At 34.7% G+C, this 22,430-nt stretch carries 19 protein-coding genes; 13 read left to right on the top strand and 6 right to left on the bottom strand.

Annotation, left to right across the window (positions count from 1 at the left end; genetic code table 11):
* The first annotated feature begins 48 nt into the window (after positions 1-48).
* The 13 genes from ACEN2L_RS16230 (at position 49) to ACEN2L_RS16170 (ending at position 16,524) form a co-directional block, all read left to right on the top strand.
* Positions 49-1,080: a GHMP family kinase ATP-binding protein gene (locus tag ACEN2L_RS16230; RefSeq protein ID WP_441745195.1), complete on the top strand. Its 1,032-nt coding sequence runs from the start codon at positions 49-51 to the stop codon at positions 1,078-1,080.
* On the top strand, positions 1,068-1,655 hold the full coding sequence (locus ACEN2L_RS16225; RefSeq protein ID WP_441745193.1) for a D-sedoheptulose 7-phosphate isomerase: 588 nt from the start codon (positions 1,068-1,070) through the stop codon (positions 1,653-1,655). The genes ACEN2L_RS16230 and ACEN2L_RS16225 overlap by 13 nt, the downstream gene beginning before the upstream one ends.
* Positions 1,656-2,363: a sugar phosphate nucleotidyltransferase gene (locus ACEN2L_RS16220; RefSeq protein WP_441745191.1), complete on the top strand. Its 708-nt coding sequence runs from the start codon at positions 1,656-1,658 to the stop codon at positions 2,361-2,363.
* Positions 2,364-2,404: 41 nt separating this feature from the next.
* Positions 2,405-3,880 carry an exosortase A gene (xrtA, locus tag ACEN2L_RS16215; protein ID WP_441745190.1) on the top strand — a complete coding sequence of 492 codons (1,476 nt, stop codon included), beginning with the start codon at positions 2,405-2,407 and terminating at the stop codon, positions 3,878-3,880.
* Positions 3,881-3,919: 39 nt separating this feature from the next.
* Entirely contained in the window at positions 3,920-5,026 is a 1,107-nt protein-coding gene (locus tag ACEN2L_RS16210; RefSeq protein ID WP_441745189.1) for a TIGR03088 family PEP-CTERM/XrtA system glycosyltransferase, read from the top strand.
* Positions 5,027-5,028: 2 nt separating this feature from the next.
* A complete protein-coding gene (locus ACEN2L_RS16205; protein ID WP_441745187.1) occupies positions 5,029-6,930 on the top strand; it encodes an XrtA/PEP-CTERM system amidotransferase in 1,902 nt (633 codons plus the stop codon).
* 134 nt (positions 6,931-7,064) lie between these two features.
* Positions 7,065-8,156 carry an acyltransferase family protein gene (locus ACEN2L_RS16200; RefSeq protein WP_441745185.1) on the top strand — a complete coding sequence of 364 codons (1,092 nt, stop codon included), beginning with the start codon at positions 7,065-7,067 and terminating at the stop codon, positions 8,154-8,156.
* A gap of 47 nt (positions 8,157-8,203) precedes the next feature.
* Positions 8,204-9,385, top strand: coding sequence for a glycosyltransferase family 4 protein (locus tag ACEN2L_RS16195; protein WP_441745183.1), 1,182 nt, complete (start codon positions 8,204-8,206; stop codon positions 9,383-9,385).
* Complete coding sequence (locus tag ACEN2L_RS16190; protein ID WP_441745181.1) at positions 9,382-10,524, top strand: glycosyltransferase family 4 protein; 1,143 nt, start codon at positions 9,382-9,384, stop codon at positions 10,522-10,524. Before ACEN2L_RS16195 ends, ACEN2L_RS16190 begins: the two co-directional genes overlap by 4 nt.
* 41 nt (positions 10,525-10,565) lie before the next feature.
* A complete protein-coding gene (locus ACEN2L_RS16185; protein ID WP_441745180.1) occupies positions 10,566-11,864 on the top strand; it encodes a hypothetical protein in 1,299 nt (432 codons plus the stop codon).
* 219 nt (positions 11,865-12,083) lie between these two features.
* A complete protein-coding gene (locus ACEN2L_RS16180) occupies positions 12,084-13,373 on the top strand; it encodes a putative O-glycosylation ligase, exosortase A system-associated (RefSeq protein ID WP_441745178.1) in 1,290 nt (429 codons plus the stop codon).
* A gap of 1 nt (position 13,374) precedes the next feature.
* On the top strand, positions 13,375-14,442 hold the full coding sequence (locus tag ACEN2L_RS16175) for an acyltransferase family protein (RefSeq protein WP_441745176.1): 1,068 nt from the start codon (positions 13,375-13,377) through the stop codon (positions 14,440-14,442).
* Between the two features lie 612 nt (positions 14,443-15,054).
* Positions 15,055-16,524: a lipopolysaccharide biosynthesis protein gene (locus ACEN2L_RS16170; protein WP_441745174.1), complete on the top strand. Its 1,470-nt coding sequence runs from the start codon at positions 15,055-15,057 to the stop codon at positions 16,522-16,524.
* Positions 16,525-16,575: 51 nt separating this feature from the next.
* On the opposite strand, the gene ACEN2L_RS16165 is transcribed toward ACEN2L_RS16170, so the two are convergent.
* The 6 genes from ACEN2L_RS16165 to ACEN2L_RS16140 form a co-directional block, all read right to left on the bottom strand.
* On the bottom strand, positions 16,576-17,619 hold the full coding sequence (locus tag ACEN2L_RS16165) for a glycosyltransferase (protein WP_441745172.1): 1,044 nt from the start codon (positions 17,617-17,619) through the stop codon (positions 16,576-16,578).
* Between the two features lie 2 nt (positions 17,620-17,621).
* Entirely contained in the window at positions 17,622-18,680 is a 1,059-nt protein-coding gene (locus tag ACEN2L_RS16160; RefSeq protein ID WP_441745170.1) for an acyltransferase family protein, read from the bottom strand.
* Between the two features lie 2 nt (positions 18,681-18,682).
* On the bottom strand, positions 18,683-19,690 hold the full coding sequence (locus ACEN2L_RS16155) for an acyltransferase (protein WP_441745169.1): 1,008 nt from the start codon (positions 19,688-19,690) through the stop codon (positions 18,683-18,685).
* A gap of 3 nt (positions 19,691-19,693) precedes the next feature.
* Positions 19,694-20,605, bottom strand: coding sequence for a glycosyltransferase family 8 protein (locus ACEN2L_RS16150; RefSeq protein WP_441745167.1), 912 nt, complete (start codon positions 20,603-20,605; stop codon positions 19,694-19,696).
* Positions 20,606-20,731: 126 nt separating this feature from the next.
* Entirely contained in the window at positions 20,732-21,664 is a 933-nt protein-coding gene (locus tag ACEN2L_RS16145; RefSeq protein WP_441745165.1) for a glycosyltransferase family 2 protein, read from the bottom strand.
* Between the two features lie 4 nt (positions 21,665-21,668).
* A complete protein-coding gene (locus tag ACEN2L_RS16140; RefSeq protein ID WP_441745163.1) occupies positions 21,669-22,430 on the bottom strand; it encodes a hypothetical protein in 762 nt (253 codons plus the stop codon).

Below are 22,430 nucleotides of genomic sequence, written 5' to 3'. Positions count from 1 at the left end.
CTTCTCAAGGAATAGACGAAAAACCTTGATTATTAAAGGACGAATTAAATGATCGTGCGTTCTAGAGCTCCATTACGTATTGGTTTAGCTGGCGGTGGTACAGACGTTTCGCCATATAGTGACGTTTATGGTGGTTGTATTCTTAATGCCACAATAAATATGTATGCATATACTACTATCGAGACTCGTGACGACGGACGAGTTTACTTTGAAGCTTCGGATATAGAAAAATGTTATCAAAGCGAGGCAGTTAGTCAATTAACCCTCGATGCTGATCTTATATTGCACAAAGCGATTTATAATCGAATAGTTCGAGATTTTAATCAGAATAAACCACTTTCCTTAAGCGTGACTACTTATTCAGATGCGCCTCCAGGTAGTGGACTCGGCTCGTCTTCCACGATGGTCGTATCAATTTTAGCGGCCTATAGAGAGTTACTAAAGTTACCCTTGGGTGAATACGATTTGGCACATTTAGCTTTTGAAATTGAGCGTGAAGATTGTAAGTTATCCGGGGGCAAACAAGACCAGTATGCAGCGACGTTTGGTGGCGTTAACTTTATGGAATTCGATAAAGAGCGTGTTTTAGTCAATCCACTAAGAATTAGAACAGATATCTTGAATGAATTAGAGAGCCAAATTCTTTTATTTTTTACTGGTGTGTCAAGAGACTCAGGAAAGATAATAGATGATCAAATCCGTGCAGCGTCTAACAGTAAGGATGACAAGTCCCTAGAAGCTTTACACAAAGTTAAACAACATGCTTTTGAAATGAAAGAATGTTTGCTACGTAAAGATATTGAAGGTATGTCAAATATATTAAAACGCTCCTGGGCCGCTAAAAAGGGCACTTCAGATTCAATTTCGAATTCATACATAGAGACAATATCAATCTTAGCGCTAGAAAACGGAGCAAAGTCACTGAAGCTCTCCGGCGCGGGGGGAGGGGGGTTTATGATGCTTTTTGTTGAACCGAAACAAAAACTAAAATTAATGAAGCTGCTTAGTCAACACGCGTCAAATGGGCAGGTCAATCAATTTCAGTTTACTCAAATAGGAGTACAAGCTTGGACAGTTTAGGCTACATAAAAACACATTTTGAAAACTCTGTTGCTACTAAGAAAGCAATCTTAGAAGATCTAGACTTACAAAACAGAATTGTAGCAGCTGCGGAAATTTGTATTGCTGCTTTAAAAAATGGCAACAAAATCTTATTTGCTGGTAATGGAGGCAGCGCGGCCGACTCTCAACATTTAGCCGCTGAATTAGTCAGTAGGTTTAATTTTGATCGCCCTGGGCTTCCATCGATTGCACTTACTACAGATACTTCAATGTTAACAGCAATTGGTAATGATTATGGTTTTTTGCAATTGTTTGCCCGTCAAGTTCAAGCTAATGGCAGAGAAGGAGATGTTTTTATTGGAATTAGCACTTCGGGTAATTCTGCTAATATTTTAGAAGCAGTTAAAGTGGCTAAAGAGATGAAAATTGTCACGATTGCCTTGTGTGGTAATGCAGGGAAATTACCCGAAGTTTGCGATGTTATTTTAAATGTACCCTCTAAAAGTACACCTTTTATTCAAGAGTCGCATATTTCAATCGGTCATGTTCTTTGCGGTTTGATCGAAGAAGCTATGTTTGGACACTTGAAATAAATGGAAGCGATACTTTTAGCTGGTGGCTTAGGTACTAGGTTGCATGGTGTTACAGGAGATGCTTACCCTAAATCCCTCGCTGAGATAGCAGGGCGCCCATTTTTGCATTACGTAGTTAAATATTTAGAGAAACAAGGGATCACTCGTTTTATCTTTGCTGTCTCTCATCATTCTCAAATGATAATTGACAATATAAAAGCAAATTTTCCTAATTTAGACTGCGATTTTTCACACGAAGAACAGCCTTTAGGTACGGGGGGAGCGATTAAGTTAGCCTTGAACAAAGTAAAAGGCTCTCAAGTGCTGGTGGTAAATTCAGACTCATTTATGGAATTTTCATTGTCTGACTTTTTGTCTTTTTCAGAGGAGAACGATTCAAATTTAAGTATCGTTTGTACGGAAGTAAAAGACGTCAGTCGATTCGGAGCTGCGGACATTGATGACAATGCACAACTTATTAAGTTTTTTGAAAAAGGTAAACAAGGAGCTGGTTTTATTAATTCTGGTATTTACTTACTAAAAAAAAATCACCAATTACTCAGCAAGTTTTTCGGCAAGTTTAGTTTCGAAAATGAGATCTTGGCAAATGAAGATGTTCCCGTTTTTGCGATGAAAAATAAGGGATTATTTTTTGATATAGGAACCCCTAATGATTTTGAAGGTGCACAAACGTTAATAACTTCACATGGTCATCTTTTTATCAATTAGTTGAGCTTGGCAATCAAATTTAATAATGATGTATGGAAAATATGAAAATCGCCTCAAGTAAAATTTATCACCTATTTTTTCTGTCATTATTGATCGCTTGGTTCTGTGTGTATTTTAGTACTCTTAAAAGTATGGTTTCTGTCTGGCAAGGCTCCGAAACTTACACTTATTGTTTCTTAATTTTACCTATTGTCATCTATCTTATTTACGAAAAAAAACAAACATTATTTACTATTCCTTTAAAAAATTGCTTTTGGTTTCTTTTTCCTCTTTTTATCGGCCAATTTGGATTCTTACTTGCTGATTTAGCAAGTCTTGGAGTGGTTACACATTTAGCTGCTTATGGTTCATTAGTGTGTATTGTGGGCCTCGTTTATGGTTGGCAAATATTCAAGTTCCTTATTTTTCCATTAGCTTTTCTTATATTTGCAGTGCCGATGGGGGAGGAACTTGTTCCTTTCTTGCAAAAAGTCACTGCTGATATTAGTGTGTTTTTTGTGCGGCTCGTAGGCATTCCGGTCTACAGAGAAGGTTTATACATCTATATCCCGAATGGTACCTTTGTTGTTGCAGAGGCGTGTTCAGGAATTCGGTTTTTAATCTCTATGATTTCAATCGCTGCGCTTTATGCTTACTTATTTTACGTTAGTTTCTGGAGAAGAACTGCTTTTATAGTTTTCAGCATAATTTTGTCAATTGTCGCTAATGGAATTCGAGCTTTTGGCATTATTTATATTGGACATGTATCTAATATGACTCATGCAGTTGGGTTCGACCATTTAGTTTACGGATGGTTTTTCTTTGCATTCGTACTTATCTTGTTACTTTTTTTCGGGAATTTTTGGCGTGAAAATAATTCAAATAAATATGCAGAATCATCAGGCATTAATTTAACAAAGAGTATTAAGGTCCCTTCGTACTTACTGCTTATGTTTACCTTTTTACTATTGAGTCTTAAGCCTTTATATCAGTCATTTGTTATTGGAAAACTAGACTCAACATTTAATTTTAGACCGTACGTAAATCAATTAGCAACTCTTTCAGAATCTGAGCCGAGGAATATTGCCTCTTTTGAGCCACATTTCCCTTTTGCGGACAATCAATTTACTGTGATTTTGGCAGGTAAAAATGTCAATACTGAGATATTTGTGGCTCAATTTCAGACTGACAGCCAACAACAAGAACTAATTAGCAGTGTAAATCGCCTCTACAATATTGAAAAGTTTTCATTAATAGATAGCCATAAACTAACATTAACCATTTTAGATACGCAAGTGCCCGCAAGTGTTGTGTCTTTAGTAGCCGTAAGTGGATTAAAAAAGACTTTAATTTACTGGTACGAGGCAGAAGGTGTGATATCTAGCTCTTCTTTGGATATTAAGAAAGCCCAATTATTTACCAAGTTAAAAGGAGGCGTAGGAGCTGGAATGATTACTATTATCAATATTGATGGGGATAGACAGAATCTGAAAGAGTTAAAACACATTGTCGAAACTTTAGATATCTTTAGTAAATAAGGCAAGGAGGAAGTAAAAATTTGCTCAAGGGTTTTATAAATGGCTAAACAAAATATACTTGTTGCACATTTAATCTATCGCTTTGATGTGGGGGGGCTGGAGCGGGTGATGGTGAACTGTATCAATGCCATGACATCGCAAAATTTCCAACATGTAGTGATTGCCTTAACGAATGTCTCAGACTTTTCAAAACATTTAAAACCAAGTGTCAAAGTCTACCAACTTGATAAAAAATTAGGTAAGGATCTAAATAGTCATTGGCGTTTGTTAAAGTTATTGCGCAAGTTAAAGCCAGACATACTGCACACTTACAATTTAGCTGCTATTGAATATCATCCAATTGCTCGACTAGCAGGCGTTAAAGGGCATGTTCATGCAGAACATGGGCGTGAAATTTCCGACCCTCTTGGTTTAAATCCCAAACATAATGTATTGAGACGATTTGTTTCACCTTTTATTCATTTTTTTGTTCCAGTATCAACAGATTTAGAACTTTGGCTAAAGAATGTTGTAAATATTGACGAAAAAAAGGTAAGACTTATTCGTAATGGAATTAACACCGACAGCTTTTCAGTGGCGAAGCATGAATCAACCTGTTTGCATTTTATTCATATAGCTCGTTTTAACCCTGTAAAAGACCAAGCCAATCTACTTAGGGCTTTCGCAATATTGATCAATAAAACAGCTGCATCAGTTGGGCAAATCAGATTAACTCTAGTGGGTGATGGTGAGATAAAAAACTCTTTAAGTGATTTAGTTCATGAGCTTAACCTTGACAAATTCGTCATTTTTACGGGGGTGAGAACCGACATTGCAGAACTATTATCTGGCTCCGATATTTTTGTTTTATCTTCAATTGCCGAAGGTATTCCAATGACGGTGCTTGAGGCAATGGCATCAGGTTTAGCTATTGTTTCAACCAATGTAGGTGGATTGTCTGAGTTGGTTATCGATGGTAAAAATGGTTACTTGGTTGAAAAGCAGAACGCTGAATCATTGGCTTTGGCTATGAAAAAATATGTTGATGACAGAAGCTTGGTTAAGCTGCATGGGGATCGCGGGCTTAGCATTATCGAAAATCAATTTGAAGAATCTGCCGTAATCAAGGCGTATACAGGTTTATATCAAAAATCTCTGGGGTTATAAGTATGTGCGGAATTAGCGGCGTTTTTAGTTTCGATAATAGCTATATTATTGATGAGATTTTGTTGCAAAAAATGAATAACGCCCAAGCACACCGAGGCCCCAACGATCAGGGTTATCATATCGGTGACGGGGTTGGATTAGGGCACAGACGTTTATCGATTATCGATTTATCCGGTGGTCATCAACCTATATATAATGAAGACGATACTATTGCGGTTGTATTTAATGGCGAGATTTTTAATCATCATGAAATTGCTGATGAACTCAAAGCCAAGGGACATGTATTTAAAACTCACAGCGATACCGAAACTATTGTGCATGCTTGGGAAGAATGGGGTACAGACTGTATACACCAGTTTCGGGGCATGTTTGCTTTTATTCTGTGGGACAACAATAAAAAAGAATTATTTGTAGTACGAGATCGCTTAGGAATAAAACCACTACACTACAGTCAATTATCAGACGGCTCGGTTATTTTCGGCTCAGAATTAAAAGTACTAAGACAGCATCCGCTTTGTTCAAATGAAATTAATAATCAAGCAATAGAAGACTACCTTACATTTGGCTATGTGCCTGATCCTAAGACAATTTTGACTGACGTGCATAAATTGGCTGCAGGCTATTATTTGCACTTGAAACAAGGCGAGAACCAGCAAAATATTAAGCCAACCCAATATTGGGATTTACCTTGGCAGACTTCGCAAGAGTTATCCAAAGCAGAAATCGACAACGAACTAATAGGGCGCTTAAAAGAAGCGGTAAAAATCAGAATGGAAGCCGAAGTACCGTTAGGCTCGTTTCTATCAGGGGGAGTCGATTCTGGTGCAATTGTCGCTATGATGGCACAGCTGAGTGATAATCCTGTTACGACCTGTTCAATAGGTTTTGATGTCCCTGATTTTAATGAGACAGAATTCGCCCAACTCGTTGCTGAACGTTATAAAACCGTTCATCAGGTAGAAATTATAAATCATGAAGATTTCGGTTTAATAGATCAACTCATAGATATATATGACGAACCTTATGCCGATAGTTCAGCCTTACCAACCTATCGTGTTTGTGAATTAGCGAGAAAATACGTTACTGTTGCGCTTTCAGGCGATGGTGGAGATGAATTATTTGCGGGTTATCGCCGTTATCGTTTTCATATGGCCGAGCAAAAGTTACGCAGTAAAATACCTTTGGCTATTAGAAAGCCAGTATTTGGTTTATTAGGTAAACTTTATCCAAAACTTGATTGGGCTCCTCAATATTTGAGAGCGAAAACAACTTTGCAGTCTCTAGGCATGAGCAGCAGTGAAGCTTATTTAAATAGTATGAGTAAATTGCGAAGTGATGAACGTAATCGTCTGTACAGTGATAGTTTCAAAAGTAAGCTAAAAAATTATTCATCTAAAAGTGTTTTTGCTAAGGCTCTAGAGGGTAAAAGTTTCGATGACCCATTAAAAGAAATACAGTACTTAGATTACAAAACTTGGATCACGGGTGACATCAATACTAAGGTTGATAGAGCTAGTATGGCTCACGGTTTAGAAGTGAGGGTGCCGATTTTGGACCATAAATTTGTAGAATGGGCCTTTAAAATTCCCTCATCAAAAAATTTAGTTGGCTCAGAGGGTAAAGCTGAATTTAAAAAGCAATTAGAAGCTCATGTTCCACATGACAATCTCTATCGCAAGAAAATGGGGTTTAGTATTCCTCTGGCCGAATGGTTGCGTGGACCATTAAAAGAAAAAATGAAAAAATTGCTGTCATCTGAAGTATTTACAAGTACTAAAATTTTTAATCAAGATAAAATCAATGCGTTGATAAATGAGCATGTTTCAGAAAAATATGATCATTCAGCCTCTTTGTGGACTTTAATGATGTTAGGACAATTTATCGAACGAGAGAGACAACGATAAATTATAATATTTTACAGAATACGACAGTCGACGATGCTTGAAAATTAACTATTAGGCACATAAAGAAAAGTTTTGCTTTTCACCTACCAAACTTATTACTGAAATAAAATGCAATGATTCGAATCGGAAACACAATGATAATCGAAAAATTAAATAGAGTGTTTATGGTTTCACATAATCACCATAACACTATTGTCCCTATGGAAGGTTTAAGAGCATTTGCAACTTTTTTAGTATTTTTGGTTCATTTTGCAGCGCAGTCAGAACCTTGGGTTGCACCCGGATCCACATCCGATTTTATTTTTTATCTGAGGTTTATAGGTGCGACTGGCGTTGACTTCTTCTTTGTATTGAGTGGTTATTTAATTTATGGAATGTTAATTACAAAAAAACAAGATACTTTTTTATATTTAAAACGCAGGTTTATCCGAATTTATCCAACTTTCTTTGTAATGATGATTTTATACCTAGCTTTGGGGTTTGTGTTTTCGGCCGAGAGTAAATTACCAAAGGATAATGTAGATGCAATTTTCTTTGTGTTTTACAGCTTTATATTGTTGCCTGGTATTTTTGATATAGAACCAGTAATGACAGTAGCATGGACGTTAAGTTATGAAATGTTTTTTTATATTATTGCCCCCTTTGTTATAGGTGTTTTTAGATTACGTTCAGTTAATCCGGTGCAGAGATTATTTTTTTTATGCCTAATTGCTCTAGTAGGTTTTGTGTACGGCTTTGAACACGACTCGCATATAAGGTTATTAATGTTTGTATCGGGCATGGTTATTTTTGAATTAAGAAAACAAAAATTATTACTACCTAATATTAACGCTTTACTTTTATTACTATTAACTTTTTCAATGATGATTTTAGTTAGGTATATTTGGGATATGAAGTTTCAATGGTTTTTAACTCTAATTATGTTTTTTGCCTATGGATGGATTTGTTTGAACACGTTTAGAGAAACTAATTATGGGAGTGTTTTTTTTAGTAAGTTGCCATTTAGATGGTTGGGTAATATGAGTTACTCGTATTATCTAATTCATGGTTTAACACTCAAATTTTTATTTTTAATACTCAATCAAATTATCCCGGCTGACGATACTCAGACGTGGGTATTCTATGTAATGTTAGTACCTTTTTTTGTTGTCACCCTGTGCGTCTCAGCTTTTTTATTTTTGGTCATTGAAAAACCATTGTCATTTTCAAAAATTAGGAAGGCTTAGAAATATGAAACATAGTGTTAGTTGCAGCGACGTGATGGAGGGGTTGTATGCATTTGTTAACGATATCCAGTCTTTATCCCAATAATAATGATTTAAAACACGGTGTGTTTGTTGAAACCCGTTTGCGCCATTTGATTAAAGACTTTCCTGATGTAAAAGCGACGGTTATCGCCCCCGTACCTTGGTTTCCATTCAGTTCAAAAAAATTCGGTGAATATGCTAAATATGCTGGCGTAGTACAACAAGAAACTCGTCACGACATTGAAATATACCATCCCAAATACTTAGCTGTTCCCAAAATCGGCATGTATTTAACGCCAATTTTTATGCAGTGGGCAATTACGCGAAGCTTGAAAAAACTACAGCAGCAAGGTAAAAAGTTTGATTTAATCGACGGCCATTATTTTTATCCTGACGGTGTAGCGATAGCCAAAGTTGCTGAAGAATATAATTTACCTTTTACTTGCACCGCCCGTGGCACCGATATCAACTTGATACCGCAAATACCTAAAGCTCGTGTTATGATCCAAGCGGTTTTTAAAAAGGCGGCCCATATGATGACCGTATGCCAAGCATTAAAAGATGAGATGCTGACCATAGACGCGGCCCCTGAAAAAGTTACCGTATTACGCAATGGTGTTGACTTAAACTTATTTACTTCTTCAGATGAAAGCCAACAACAGCAACTAAAAACTGAGCTGGGTATTAGCGGAAAATTAGTGATGTCAGTAGGTTGGCTAATCGAACGCAAGGGCCATTACTTAGTGATTGATGCAATTAAAGATCTTGATAACACGGTATTGGCGATTGCGGGTAACGGCCCTGACTTAACTAAATTACAAAACCAAGTGCATAAGCTTGGCTTGCATGACAAAGTGATATTTTTAGGGGCTTTACCTCAACCACAATTAAACTTTTGGTTCAAAGCAACTGACGTGAGTGTATTAGCTTCTAGTCGCGAGGGATGGGCAAATGTATTGTTAGAATCAATGGCTTCGGGTACGCCAGTGGTTGCGACCCGTGTTTGGGGTACTCCTGAAGTAGTTACCTCAAGCGAGGCCGGTGTATTAGTTGAGCGCACATCTGAGTCAATTGCAAAAGGTATAAAAGATTTACTAGATAACCCTCCACAGCGTCAATCCACACGCCAATATGCTGAAAACTTTGATTGGTATGCTACATCCTTAGGCCAGTATGAAATATTTAAAACAGTATTAGAGAAATCGTGAAAATTCTTTATCACCATCGTATTGCTTCTAAAGATGGACAATATGTTCATGTTGAGGAAATTATTAAAGCGTTCAGAAAGCTTGGTCATGAAGTGGTTATTGTTGCCCCTAAAATAGCCGAGCATTCAGAATTTGGCAGTGACGGTGGATGGGTTGATGTACTAAAAGCCAAATTACCTGGTTGGTTTTATGAATGTTTAGAATTTTCTTACAGCTTTTATGCGTTTTTTAAATTAGCAAAAGCAATAATTAAACATAAGCCTGATTGCATTTATGAGCGCTGTAATATCTTTTTACTTGCGGGTATTTGGGCGAAAAAACTCTTCAAAATTCCCTTGCAACTAGAAGTTAACTCACCACTTTATAATGAACGCAAAAAATACGGCGGCATTTCCCTTGATTGGTTAGCTAAATGGTCTGAAAACTACGTATGGCGGAACGCTGATCGTGTATTACCGGTTACTAAAGTAATGGCCAGTTATATTAGAGCGGTTGGCGTACCTGCCGAGCGTATTACTGTGATCCCGAATGGTGTAGATATTGACATTTTTACGCCAAAAAATGCGGCTAATCGCGCACCAGAGTTTAAAGATAAATTAGTGGTCGGTTTTGTCGGTTTTTGCCGTGAATGGCACAAGCTCGATCAAGTATTAGATTTATTAGCGAAAGTTGAACAAGGCAACTTGTTCTTTTTAGTGGTTGGCGACGGCCCAGTAATTAATGATTTAAAAGTGCAAGCGGCTAGCTTAGGTATTGCTGACAAGTTTAAGTCGACCGGTTTAGTTAAGCGTGAAGAAATGCCTTATTGGCTTGATCAAATAGATATTGCGCTGCAACCGGCAGTAACGCCTTGGGCTTCACCATTAAAAATGATTGAATACCTCGCCAAAGGTTTAGCGATAGTCGCGCCAGATTCCGATAATATTCAAGAGTTGTTATCAAACAACAACAGCTGTTTATTTGCCGAAGACGACCTTGCCGGCATGATTGAACAAATTAAACGATTAATTGAAAGTGAAACTCTGCGCCAACAATTATCAGCCAATGCTTTTACAACCATCGAACTATTACAGTTATCTTGGCTGGGTAATGCTAGTAAGATTATTAATAATTTTGAACTATTAATAATTAACAAATAATAGATATCAGAATTCAGTGGATAATCATCAGGTGTTTCATAATGAAGATTTTACAACCAATAAGTAACTTAATCTCAAAAAAAACAGTGAAGCGAGTAGCAATATTTTCAATAATATTTTTTTTATTGATTATGTTTATTGCCCATGTTTTATTGCCTAATCGTTTTTCTGAACTTAAGTTATTAATTCATAAGTATACAGACTTAAATATTCGGCAAAATACAGGATTACACCAATACGCCTTAATAATTATACGCAAGGTAACATTTTTTTTACCTGAAATAACCAAGACAACAATCGTTCGTGATCCATTTCAGCTTGGAACAAAAGATAATTTTACTCAAGAACTACCAGTCGATTATTCACCAGATGAAATATATTTTGTCGCATCGGAAGATGAGCTACTTAAAACCTTACGTATTGCCAAAGCTGGAGCGATTATTACTATTGAGCCGGGTGAATATCATATTGTTGAAAAATATATCAAGCTTGGCAACGCTGGGGAAGTATATAAACCGATCATTTTAAGAGCTGCTAAATATGGCACAGTCACTTTAACATTAGGTACACAACAAGGGTTTTACGTTGATAAACCTTTTTGGGTGTTTGAAAACTTAATAATTAAAGGAGAGTGCTCTTTTGATGGTTGGTGTGACCATGCTTTTCACCTTGTTGGTGATGCCGATTACACCATTATTCGTAATAATTATGTAATGAATTTCAATGCACATATCAAAGGTAATGGTTTAGCTGTTAAAGGAGATAGTACGCAAAAAGCATTTCCTGATCATGTGCAAATTATTAATAACTCATTTGTGAATGAATGGAAGCGTAACACGATTAACTCAGTAACTCCGATTGATGTAGTAGGCGGTGATTATTGGTTAGTGAAAAATAATTTTATTGCCGATTTTGGTAAATATGGACGTAATGGTCATGGTGTTACTTATGGTGCTTTTTTAAAAGGCAGTGGACAGCATGGCATAATGGAAGAAAATTTAGTTGCTTGTGAATGGAAAGTTCCCCATACATCAACAACGGACATTCGTATTGGTTTATCACTTGGTGGTGGTGGTTCGGGGCAAAAATTTTGTGTTGATGGTGAATGCAAGTACGAACATACGCATGGCATTATCAGAAACAATATTATCCTCAACTGCTTAAATGACGTGGGTGTGTATATTAATAAGGGATTTGATAGTAAAATTTATGGCAATCATATTTATGGTTCTCTTGGAATTGATGTGCGTTTTAAAGAAAGCAGTGCAGAAATTTACAATAATTCGATGGATGGGCGAGTTAAGACAAGAGATGGCGCTACTCTAATTCACTACAATTAGAGTTCTATCGTTTATTAAAAATAAATCTGTTAAAAATGTAGCTAATATTCAATTGAATTTTTTAACGTTTACTTACCAAATAAATAGAGTTAACTAATGGGTTCATATTTCTTCTTATTCAATATTGTTGTCGCACTATTATTAGCGCGGTATTTCTCAAATTTAGAAGTGAATGATAATGATAAAAGAGAAAATAAAAATGCAAAAAATGTTTGAATAATGCGTGATTCTTTATTTTTACTCTGTTTTCCTTTTTTTATATATTATGGACTCAGAGCACCTGTAGTTGGACTATGTTTGTGGTTTTGGACATCTATGTACCCAATGCAAAATTGGTTGTATGGCTTTGGCTTGGATTTACGTATTAACTTAGTTTTTTCATTGATAACTATAGCAAGTTATTTTTTCATGAAAAATAAACCTGAATATAGAATTACTGGTTTATTTGTTTTGGTAGTGATGTTCTGCCTACAAAGCAGTTTGGGTTTAATGTTTTATTCAGTTTATGAGTTTCAATGGGAGAGTTTTAGTAACTTCGCTAAGGGAATAGTCTTCTTTTTATTTTGTACGTTGCTAATTCGAAAGAAACAACATTTTGAAGCTGTGTTAGCCTTTTTATGTTTAGCCCTATGTTTTTATGGCTTTATGGAAGCGCTTAAATATATTTCGACAGGAGGAGGGCACAAAATAATAGGGATACAAGGACCCTTGGGGGACAATAACAAAGTAGCTCTTGGCTTAAATATGTCAATACCGCTTATGTTATATATGGCTTCTGAAATAAAAAATATTCGTATAAAACAATTTTTTTGGACAATTATAATAGGCTGTATTATTGCAGTTTTAGCGACAGCCTCTAGAGGTGGTCTATTGGCTCTGCTATTTATGGGGGTCTATTATTGGTGGACTACGGGTAAGAAGTTTTCAATTATATTCGTTGTAATTATTGTGATAGCTATAGTCGCTCCATTGTTACCAGATGCTTGGTTTGAGCGGATGGATACTATCCAAAGTGCAGATAGCGATGGTTCTTTTTTATCTCGAGTCACCTTTTGGAAGATAAACTTTCTAGCAGCTCTGGATCACCCATTTACTGGAATGGGCTTCAATACAACAGCGATCCAGTCAATTTGGCAAGCATACGTACCTGATTTAGATAGTTTAAACTTTTTCTTTGAAACGCCAGTACCCGAGATAGGATTCGTGGCTCACAGCATATATTTTGAAGTCTTGGGTAATCAAGGATTATTGGGTTTTGTATTGTTCATTCTGATGTTGTTAACTGCAATTAGAAATATTAATCAAATGTTGACGCATTTTGAAAAAATAGAATGGGAATATCGCTTACTGAAAGCTATAAAAATATCACTATTGACTTTTTGTGTAGGTGGGGCTGCTTTAAACGCTGCTTATTTTGAATTACTTTATCTATTATTTGCCATGATTATTTGTTTAAAAATATCTGTTGATGTAAATAAACAACCAATTGGGCGAAGATTCGTAAAATAACATGCTAAATAAAGAAACATCGCTGTACTTAGATCTTATAAGGTTTTTAGCCGCATTCGTTGTACTTATTGTACACGCATTTGATATACGGCTTACCGGTGGTTTTTTATGGCAACTAAGTGGCTATGGCCAAACTGCAGTGATGGTTTTTTTTGTTATGTCTGGTTATGTAATTACTTATGTGGTCGATAATCGGGAAAAAAATGCCAGAGAGTATTTTTTAGCTCGGGCAGCCCGCTTATTTTCCGTAATTATCCCGGCTCTTATACTGACTTTGGTGCTTAACCAGTTAGGTACTTACTTAGTTACTGAAGATTACCAAGGCCCATGGAATGCCAATCAGCCTTATTATTTTTGGCGTTACCTTATTACGTTGTTTTTTTCACAAGGCATATGGCATGGTGGTCTGTCACCAACTAATAATGGAGCCTTTTGGTCTATTACGTTTGAAACAGTTTATTATATTCTGTTTGCTATTTTTGTCTTTGTCCCTAAGTTATCAACTAGGTTAGTTTTATTAACCCTTGTCGCTCTATTCGCTGGTCCAACGATTTTATTATTGTTTCCTATTTGGTTAATGGGGGTATTGGTTTATAAACTACATAAATGTGACCATAAAATTCCTGACTATATTGCAGTATTAATATTTTTTATAAGCTTTGCAATTATTATTTTTAGTGAAAGTTATAGGAATTATTTTGAATATGAAAATCAATGGCTCTCTAGAAATAATATAGTAGGTGATTATATTGATGGTGCTATGTTTGCGTTACATTTAATGTGCGCGCCACAAGTACTAAAGTATATCAAAACGCTCCTCCTATTTTTTGAAAAGCCAATTACCTTTTTCGCTAGTTTAACTTTTTGTTTGTATTTATTTCATTTGCCTATTGTTCGTTTTTTAGGTGTTATTTCTCCTTTTGATGACGTTAGTAGCTGGCAGCAAATATTCTATATTTATGGCGTTACTATGTTGATTGTGGTTATTTTAGGGCGACCTATCGAGCGGAATAAATATCTATTTAAAATATATTTAAAACGATATTTGAAATTTATTCGTATTGCTTAAGTATCGTGGGCTTGCCCTGGTGCTGGATAGCATAAACTAGGCTCTTCCTCGTTTATTTTATCCAGTATATGGAACATTAAAGAAATACACACCATGTTTGCAGATTAATGTATCACTTTGAGTGGATATCAATGTATCACCGTAATGTTTTTGTAGAGCCTATCGCTGACAGATGAAGGCACTAATTAAGAAAATTGATTATGACTATAATTTAGATATACAGGAATTAGAAACACCTGAAAATCATATTTATATGGTTGTAAAGTGGAGCCAAAGTTGGCTCTTAGTCATGTAACACAAATGAGTAAGAGCATTTCAGAAAGGAAGTTTATCAAGTTGTGCCCAGAAATACGCAAGCGTTACTTCTGGGGAGGTAAACTTTGGAATTAAAGTTATTTCGTTGAGGCTATTGGCAACGCCAAAAAAGAAACGACTACGAAGTATGCAGAATCAATTGATTGAGCTTGATAGCCAAGAAAAATGCTAGGCAGTTAGTGCTCATTTAAAACTCGGTCGCTTGCGGCCGATTCTTTTATCCGACACAATTAAAATAACTAATCGTTTTTTATAAAATTGTAACAGCTTAATATTGTAAATATTATCTAAGGCAAAATGAACACAATTAGTACGCTCAAACGTAGTTTAATCTGGTCATTCATTGGTAAATGGTCATTAAGGTTATTAGGCATTGTCTCTACACTAATCTTGGCGCGTTTATTAACTCCTGATGATTTTGGTCTTATTGCTACCGCTTCAATTATCACTGGTTTTTTTGAATTATTTGCACGCTTAGGTACAGATCAGTACATCATTCAAAAAGAAAATTTAACCAAAGACGACATTAACACCGCGTGGTCGTTACAATTCATCGTTAAGCTATTTGTTGCATTAATTATTGTTATATTTGCATCAACTGTTGCAGAATTTATGAATGAAAGTCGCTTAGAAAATGCTTTATACGTACTAGCGACAATCCCCATACTGGTTAGCTTAACTAATGTCGGTAATTCTTTATTGGTAAAAGATGTAAATTTTAAACCAATAATGAAATTAGAAATATTGGCAAAAATAGTTTCATTTATCAGCATTGTTTCTTTAGCGTTCTGGCTGAAAAACTATTGGGCTTTTTTATACGGTAGTATTATTAATCAGCTGTTTTTAACGCTTGGTAGTTATTATATACATAGTTTTCGGCCAAAATTCGCATTGGTGCAATGGCAAGATCAGTATAAATTTTCGAAATGGGTATTTTTAAAAGGCTTTGTCAATTACGCAAAAGGTAAAGTGGACCAAATTCTGGTCACCAAATACCTTGGGGTTGCGAATACCGGTACATATAATATGGCGCAGAAAATTAATGCGCTACCAACAGAAATCGTTATCTCGCCATTAGCCGACGTTTTGGTGCCTTCAATTGCCAAATATAAATCTGATCCGCAAGCATTACTTAAAACCACCGAAACTATTCTAATGTCGCTAATGCTTATTTCCTTACCAATTATTATTACCATAATATTATTTTCAGATTTAATCGTATTGGTGATGTTGGGTGATAATGAAAAATGGGCTAGTGTTGGTATTTTAATGCAAATTTTATCACCACTGATATTAACTAGTTCTTTTGGTGGTATTTTAACCGGTGTGTTAACAATTAAAGAAAAGGTAAAGTTAATTTTTTTCTTTGAATTAATAACCTCTATATTTTTTGTTATCTGCTTGTTTTTTGCTATTCAACAGAATGATTTAGCGTTTTTTCTAAAAGTCAGAGTGGTTATAGGTATAATTTCATTTTTGATCATGTTTTTTATTTGCCGAAAAGAAATACAGCTATCTAGTAGTAAGCTCTCTATATTTTTATTGTTATTGATACTACCGGCAATACCTGTTGCTATAATTACTGTGATGTTAGAGAACTTGTTCAGTAGTAATTTTTTGATCAATGAAATAATTAAATTATTTATTTTTTGGTTTCTGTATATCGTGTTGACGGGGGCTTGGTTTATGTTAATTCAGCATCAAAGCCTTAGTGTCTCTCAGGTATTAACTACCTTTAAAGAAGCTAGAAATAAACGGGGTGGCTAAAACCAAGTTTATTGTGTTTTGAGGATGTTGTAATTGTTAGATTCTTCCGATTTACATGGATGTAATTAACTTGATTAAGCTATTCACATTCCATTTTGGGTCTATTTCATCGCGTTTAGCGTGTTCAATAACGGCTTTTTTGTATTCACCATTAGTATCATACCATAGACGACAAAACGCTTCATTCCAATCATCTATGCTGGAGTTTGCGGGTAAAGATATACCGCCAATTCCCACGGATTCAGGAAGACCACCATTATTACTGGATAACACGGGTATCGAAGAATAATGAGCCTCGGTTGCAACACGTCCCCAAGTTTCATTCCATATACTAGGCATTAAAATGACTTTTGCTTGTTTGTATACCTCTTTCATATTCGAAAAAGGCCCCACTATTTCAATGTTTTTTGTTGGCAGATGTTGTGCCAAAAAATCTATCTTTTTTGATTTGTTATTGACCACAAATAAAAAATCAACATCGGGGTTTTTATTTGCAAGCGCTAAAGCAATTTCGACACCTTTATGTATTGACGGATTAACTAATACAGCGTAATTGCCATTTGCGTTATCTACTATATAGTTTTCTTTAAAAAAGAGCGGCGGTAAAACTAAATCAATGTTTTTATCAGCATGTAAATTTTTTGTGTATTGTGAATTGGCAATATATTTAAATTTTTTAGGTAAGGCGGCTGCATTATTTAGTGGTAATGCATCGGGAGTATGAAAGTAACTAATTACTTTTAGCGTTTCAAAATTAAGCGCTATTTTGTCTAGTAGTTCGTAGTAATTAGCGCCGCCTTGTAATATAACACAATCAGGTTTTTCTTTGTTAATAATATCAACAACATCATCAATAATATTGAAGCTTCTATAAACATTGTAATTTGTGTATTTAGATTCTACCCACTGGTAGCTTTTTAATAGGCGATTAATACGTGATTTTAAACCTAAGATCCCCCCGCCTAAAAAACCTGCGCATACACTGACATGATGGCCTTGTTGCATTAATAGCTTGATCATATCGTGGGTGTTAATTTCCATGCCACCACAAAGTTCAGGTAAATATTTATGAGCACTTAAAAATAGAATTCGCATAGTTATTTAATTAACTTCCTGTATTTAGATTCAACATAGGTATAAGTATACTTGGAAAGCACAACGGTAATGATAACTAGACTCAGCATAAGAATGCTTTCCATGATTAAGCCTAGGCTTGGTGGGGCATTAAAAAAATGTACCCTTAAATCACGATATACCATCATAACAATGACATGTATTAAATAGATTGAATATGAGACCACACCCAAAAAATGCAAAAATTTATTTTTAAGTAATTCAGCTAAACCACCTTGATCATTTGATAGGCTAAAAATCAATGGGAACCACAACAGCATAACCCAACTATCGCTTACCTCAGAGAATACTAATAAAACAATTAACAGTAATAAACTGTATTGAATAAATGTCGTTTTTAGATAGGATAACTTTATCGTTTTGAATAATAGGTAGCCAGCAACACCTAAGTAGAATCCTATTAAACAACGGTATATCGCTTGGCCATTTCCAATGGTGAGCTCGTGTAAATGCGGATAAATTAATATTAAAGTAATTGAAATTAACAAAACGAGACTTTTAATGACTTTATGAAACCTTATAACGGCAAGCATTATAGGAAAGGTTAAATAGGCAAAAAACTCAGCGCTAATTGACCAAGAGGGATAATTCCAGCTAACGTCATTCCATGTGCCCCAAGCATGTATTAAAAAGATGTTATAAAAGAAAGTTTCGCTATTGTTACGTGAGTTTAATGTATGATCAGTTACTGTTAATAACATGATTAATTGCCACAAAACGAAAATTAATAAACAAAAAAGATGTAACGGATATATTCGAGCAATTCGTGCTTTAATAAAGCGAAAATATGTAGGTACATTATTATTTTCATCAAATGTTTTAGCGTATACCAGTGCGAGTATATAGCCACTTAAGACAAAAAATAAATCAACGGCAAGATAGCTTCTTTCTAGCATTGTAACCGAGCAGCTAACACAGGCAACATCGCGATTAAAAGGGATTAAAAAGTGGTATAAAATCACCCAGATTGCTGCAATTCCTCGTATAGAAGTTAAAGCGATTAATTCATTCTTATTTGACATAATTATTTAACAAATTTGTTAGTGAAAGGAAGTTTATTTAAAAACCAAATTAATATTAATGAAATTACCGTAACGATTAGTATAAAAATAACATCCCAATAAACAGATAAATACAGTTTTTTATATGTACTCAATTTACCAATGACAAATAAATGTCTCGCGTATATGCCTAATGTATATTTACCTAAGCGACTTAAAAATACCGATTGTAAATAATGGCTATTACTAATCGCTAATAAAGATATACCAAGGCCCATGAAATAGGTACCAATAACATAATCATGTGTCGGGTATATTCCTCTAAAAATATACAAGCTCATGATTTCAGTAAAATGTAATACAGTGCCACTAACAAATATTAGGATGCCCAACTTTAACGTTTTGTTATTAATTTTAAATTGATTTAATAAAACGCCAGTAACAAATAATAAAGTACTGAAATAAGGGCCATTGCGATAATAGGTACTTTCTACCAAGTCGATATTAAGCTGATAAGCCCCAGCTACAACACCATATACATACAGGAATATTGAAAAGAAAATTAAGCTTTTAACTCGCTTAAGGTATAGAAAAACTGCTGTGATAAGTGCCGCTATGATTAATGAAGGCAAAAACCATAAATGAACTTTCGTCCCCTCCAAAGCTAGCTTTAGTAGATCGTTAGTAAATAAAGTGTATGTATTAGTAATGCTAAACCCAATGTTGTCATTACTGCCACTAAGCACGATGTCAAAAAAATAAAAAATCGACCAAAATATAAAAATAGTGAATATTTTTATACAAAAACGGTAAGTGTGATTAAAGCTTTTCAACACTAAATTTTTATTTAACTTACGCCCCCAAAAGTAACCACTAATAATAAAAAAATAAGGTACCGCAAATAGTGATAATTGGTTAAATAATATATAAATATAACCAGAATCAAGATTTGAAAAAGGGGAGGTATGAATTATGATAACCGCAAAAACAGCAATAAATCTAAAAGTATCTATGGCGTTATTCCGTGCCATTAATTATTGACCCTTGAGTTTCTTTATTTGTACAAAAGTCTCTTTATTAAGAAATATTCTAAGTTTCTTCTTAATGGCCATTACGAAAGATTTTTCTTCTAATGGTGAGGCTTTCCATGGGGTAGTAGCTAAGTATTGCAGATATTTTTGTTGGTAAGGATGATTACAGCTGAATAACCAAGGCCGTGCTTTACCGTTAAAATGAACTATTTTTACATTTTTTCTAATTGTGCTTAGTGCTTCTCTCGTTAGAGATGGGAAGCCTGCTTTTCTAAAAAATGGTGAAATAGCGTTGTAAGTATAATCTAACGTAATTCGGCGATTATAAAACAACCCGTTTAATGCGTCTTGATCTGGGTTTAAGGCGATTGCTTTATTATCATTGAGAAAAGTAATAATTTGTTCTAGGCAGCGTTCTTTTTTCCAAAGCGGTACGTTAAACAATAAAACACCGGAATTAAAATAACCTATATCTAAAGGAAGGTGACATCGGTTATGGCTTGTTGAATCAGGTATGTCTACTGCAGCAAGTAAGTTATCTTGCATATCTAGTTGCCATAATTCGTCTAGTGAATCCACGGTAATGGTATCTGCGTCTAAATACAATACTTTGTCTGGCGTCGAATCTGCGAAGAATTCATCAACCCAAAGGCGTAAATAAATATCTTTTGAGTAATAACCTATTTGTGGTAATGCATCCAATTTATTTTTATCGAATTCAACTAAGTTAATTGAGCATCGATTAGGTTCTGTCATACTTGACAGCTTTTCTTTTGTGTCATTTGACAACTCAAGTGAAGCAATTACAATACTAAAAAAAGTATCTGAATTATTGGCAATTAATGAGCTTATACAAACAGCACAATGCTGTGCAAAAGCTTCATTCGTTGTTAATAAAATATATTCAATATTCATTTTAAATGTTATCACTTTTAATAATTTGAATGCATTATGTTTTCATAGTACTAAAATTAATATTATGAAAAGACTTTTTTTAGTCATTAATGATATTTCTATTTACAGAGGTTGGGTTGATAAACATCAAAGCTCTTTATTTTTAATGTATTTTTTACAAATTTTAATTATTCCCAGTTCTATTAATTGTTGACTGTTTTTATAAGCAATAGAGTTTTGATAATACAAAGTTAAATCACTTTTAATATCTAATACTTCTTTATATTTTTTATACTTTGCGCCACCATTAAAATATACATCACGAGTGGCCTCTCTCGTGGTTTTCTTAATAAAATCAGAAAAAAAGTTGAAATGAAAAACTACCGACGTTGTTTTTGCATAATTAACTTTACCATTAACTCGATGAAAACCTTTGTCTATGTACATACCTTTTTGATATTTTATCAAAGGTGTTTTATCAAATTCTGTTCGCCAACCAAACACCCGTGTATTGGGGCTTTCACTGATGCAATTAGCATCAAAATAGTGACAAGTGTCAAAAAAGTCAGTGCCTATTTTATAATTGGTTTGTGATATAGGTTTGTTCGAATATATATCAACCCATAAAGCTTTCATAGCATTGTAGTTATTTTGCTCTAGGTAACCTATAACATCACGCAGGTTTTTTTGCTCGTAGTGCGCATAAACATAAATGTCGTCGGCATCAACCGTTACACACCAATGTCCTTGGCCATATTTATTTAATAAAAATAAACGCCAATTTAATTGCTTTATATAGCTTTCGTTCGTAAAAAATAAATTTACATCAGGTTGTGTTAATAAATATTCTCTGGTTCCATCATTTGAGTCGTTATCGAGAATGAAAAAATTCTCAACACCGAGAGCTCTATAATATTGTAGAAAATAAGGCAATCGAAGGCATTCATTCTTCATAATAGAAAACAATCGTATCTCTGCTTTATTTTTATTTATTTTTTTATCAGTGATTTTTTTTATTTTCAATTTACTAATAAGATACTGTGTATTAGCGTTAATTAAGTTTGTACATTTTTTTATCATATGTTTATTTCACCACAGCAAGAGCTAGGCTTGCGAGTATTGTAATAGTTTTTTGATAAAGCTCCCCAAGCTCTTGCTCTGCCGGGGTAGAATATACAGGTGTAGGCATTATTTTGGCTTGTAATTCACCCTTCGTCATATTCTTAGAGCTATCACCGGCACCTTCTTTTCCCGTTTTTTCGAATAATTGATATTTTTTATTTATCGGCGTTTTTAGTTGTAAGTAATTAGTTAACTTAGGTAAAACAGTATCGGGCGTTTGAGTTAGGTCATCAGCATTTAAGAAATAAAATTTTCCCTCTAAGCGCCGTGCAAGCTCAGTAAGTTCTTTAAGCCGTTTTATATAATACTCTGTCGCGGCGGTCTCTCGGTTGCATTCATGTGTTTTGTCAACATTTGAAAAAAGTTGCTGAATGCTTTTTATAGTTGCTAATGGTTCGCGTACCATGATTATTATTATGTCATCATTATCAAACAGATCGACATTAACCGTATGTTCGTTATGTAATACTTTGTCAAAAATATAAACTGCTTCTTTTTTCGGTTGATGTTCAGCAAAATAAACTAACTTCTGTCTAATAAAGCTTTTCCAGCTATAGTAGCCTATATGCAATTCGTAGTAGCCCTCTATTTCAGGGTTGCTTCCTAAGATATGGCCAAACAAACTGGTGTTAGCACGCATGTGGCTTAACAATAAAATACGTTTATAAGGGCGTATTATTGTCGGATGGCGTAATACTGTTTTTAAATGGTTATATAATTCCAT

The sequence above is a fragment of the Flavobacterium sp. W21_SRS_FM6 genome, from assembly GCF_052119645.1.
Classification (GTDB): domain Bacteria; phylum Pseudomonadota; class Gammaproteobacteria; order Enterobacterales; family Alteromonadaceae; genus Paraglaciecola.
This window is presented reverse-complemented; position numbering and strand designations above follow the sequence as displayed.

What these genes read in the sequence shown, in the direction of transcription:
- ACEN2L_RS16230 (WP_441745195.1), top strand. Translation starts at nt 49, where the DNA reads ATGATCGTGCGTTCTAGAGCTCCATTACGTATTGGTTTAGCTGGCGGT.
- ACEN2L_RS16220 (WP_441745191.1), top strand. Translation starts at nt 1,656, where the DNA reads ATGGAAGCGATACTTTTAGCTGGTGGCTTAGGTACTAGGTTGCATGGT.
- xrtA (WP_441745190.1), top strand. Translation starts at nt 2,405, where the DNA reads ATGAAAATCGCCTCAAGTAAAATTTATCACCTATTTTTTCTGTCATTA.
- ACEN2L_RS16210 (WP_441745189.1), top strand. Translation starts at nt 3,920, where the DNA reads ATGGCTAAACAAAATATACTTGTTGCACATTTAATCTATCGCTTTGAT.
- ACEN2L_RS16205 (WP_441745187.1), top strand. Translation starts at nt 5,029, where the DNA reads ATGTGCGGAATTAGCGGCGTTTTTAGTTTCGATAATAGCTATATTATT.
- ACEN2L_RS16200 (WP_441745185.1), top strand. Translation starts at nt 7,065, where the DNA reads ATGATAATCGAAAAATTAAATAGAGTGTTTATGGTTTCACATAATCAC.
- ACEN2L_RS16195 (WP_441745183.1), top strand. Translation starts at nt 8,204, where the DNA reads ATGCATTTGTTAACGATATCCAGTCTTTATCCCAATAATAATGATTTA.
- ACEN2L_RS16185 (WP_441745180.1), top strand. Translation starts at nt 10,566, where the DNA reads ATGAAGATTTTACAACCAATAAGTAACTTAATCTCAAAAAAAACAGTG.
- ACEN2L_RS16180 (WP_441745178.1), top strand. Translation starts at nt 12,084, where the DNA reads ATGCGTGATTCTTTATTTTTACTCTGTTTTCCTTTTTTTATATATTAT.
- ACEN2L_RS16175 (WP_441745176.1), top strand. Translation starts at nt 13,375, where the DNA reads ATGCTAAATAAAGAAACATCGCTGTACTTAGATCTTATAAGGTTTTTA.
- ACEN2L_RS16170 (WP_441745174.1), top strand. Translation starts at nt 15,055, where the DNA reads ATGAACACAATTAGTACGCTCAAACGTAGTTTAATCTGGTCATTCATT.
- ACEN2L_RS16165 (WP_441745172.1), bottom strand. Translation starts at nt 17,619, where the DNA reads ATGCGAATTCTATTTTTAAGTGCTCATAAATATTTACCTGAACTTTGT.
- ACEN2L_RS16160 (WP_441745170.1), bottom strand. Translation starts at nt 18,680, where the DNA reads ATGTCAAATAAGAATGAATTAATCGCTTTAACTTCTATACGAGGAATT.
- ACEN2L_RS16155 (WP_441745169.1), bottom strand. Translation starts at nt 19,690, where the DNA reads ATGGCACGGAATAACGCCATAGATACTTTTAGATTTATTGCTGTTTTT.
- ACEN2L_RS16150 (WP_441745167.1), bottom strand. Translation starts at nt 20,605, where the DNA reads ATGAATATTGAATATATTTTATTAACAACGAATGAAGCTTTTGCACAG.
- ACEN2L_RS16145 (WP_441745165.1), bottom strand. Translation starts at nt 21,664, where the DNA reads ATGATAAAAAAATGTACAAACTTAATTAACGCTAATACACAGTATCTT.
- ACEN2L_RS16140 (WP_441745163.1), bottom strand. Translation starts at nt 22,430, where the DNA reads ATGGAATTATATAACCATTTAAAAACAGTATTACGCCATCCGACAATA.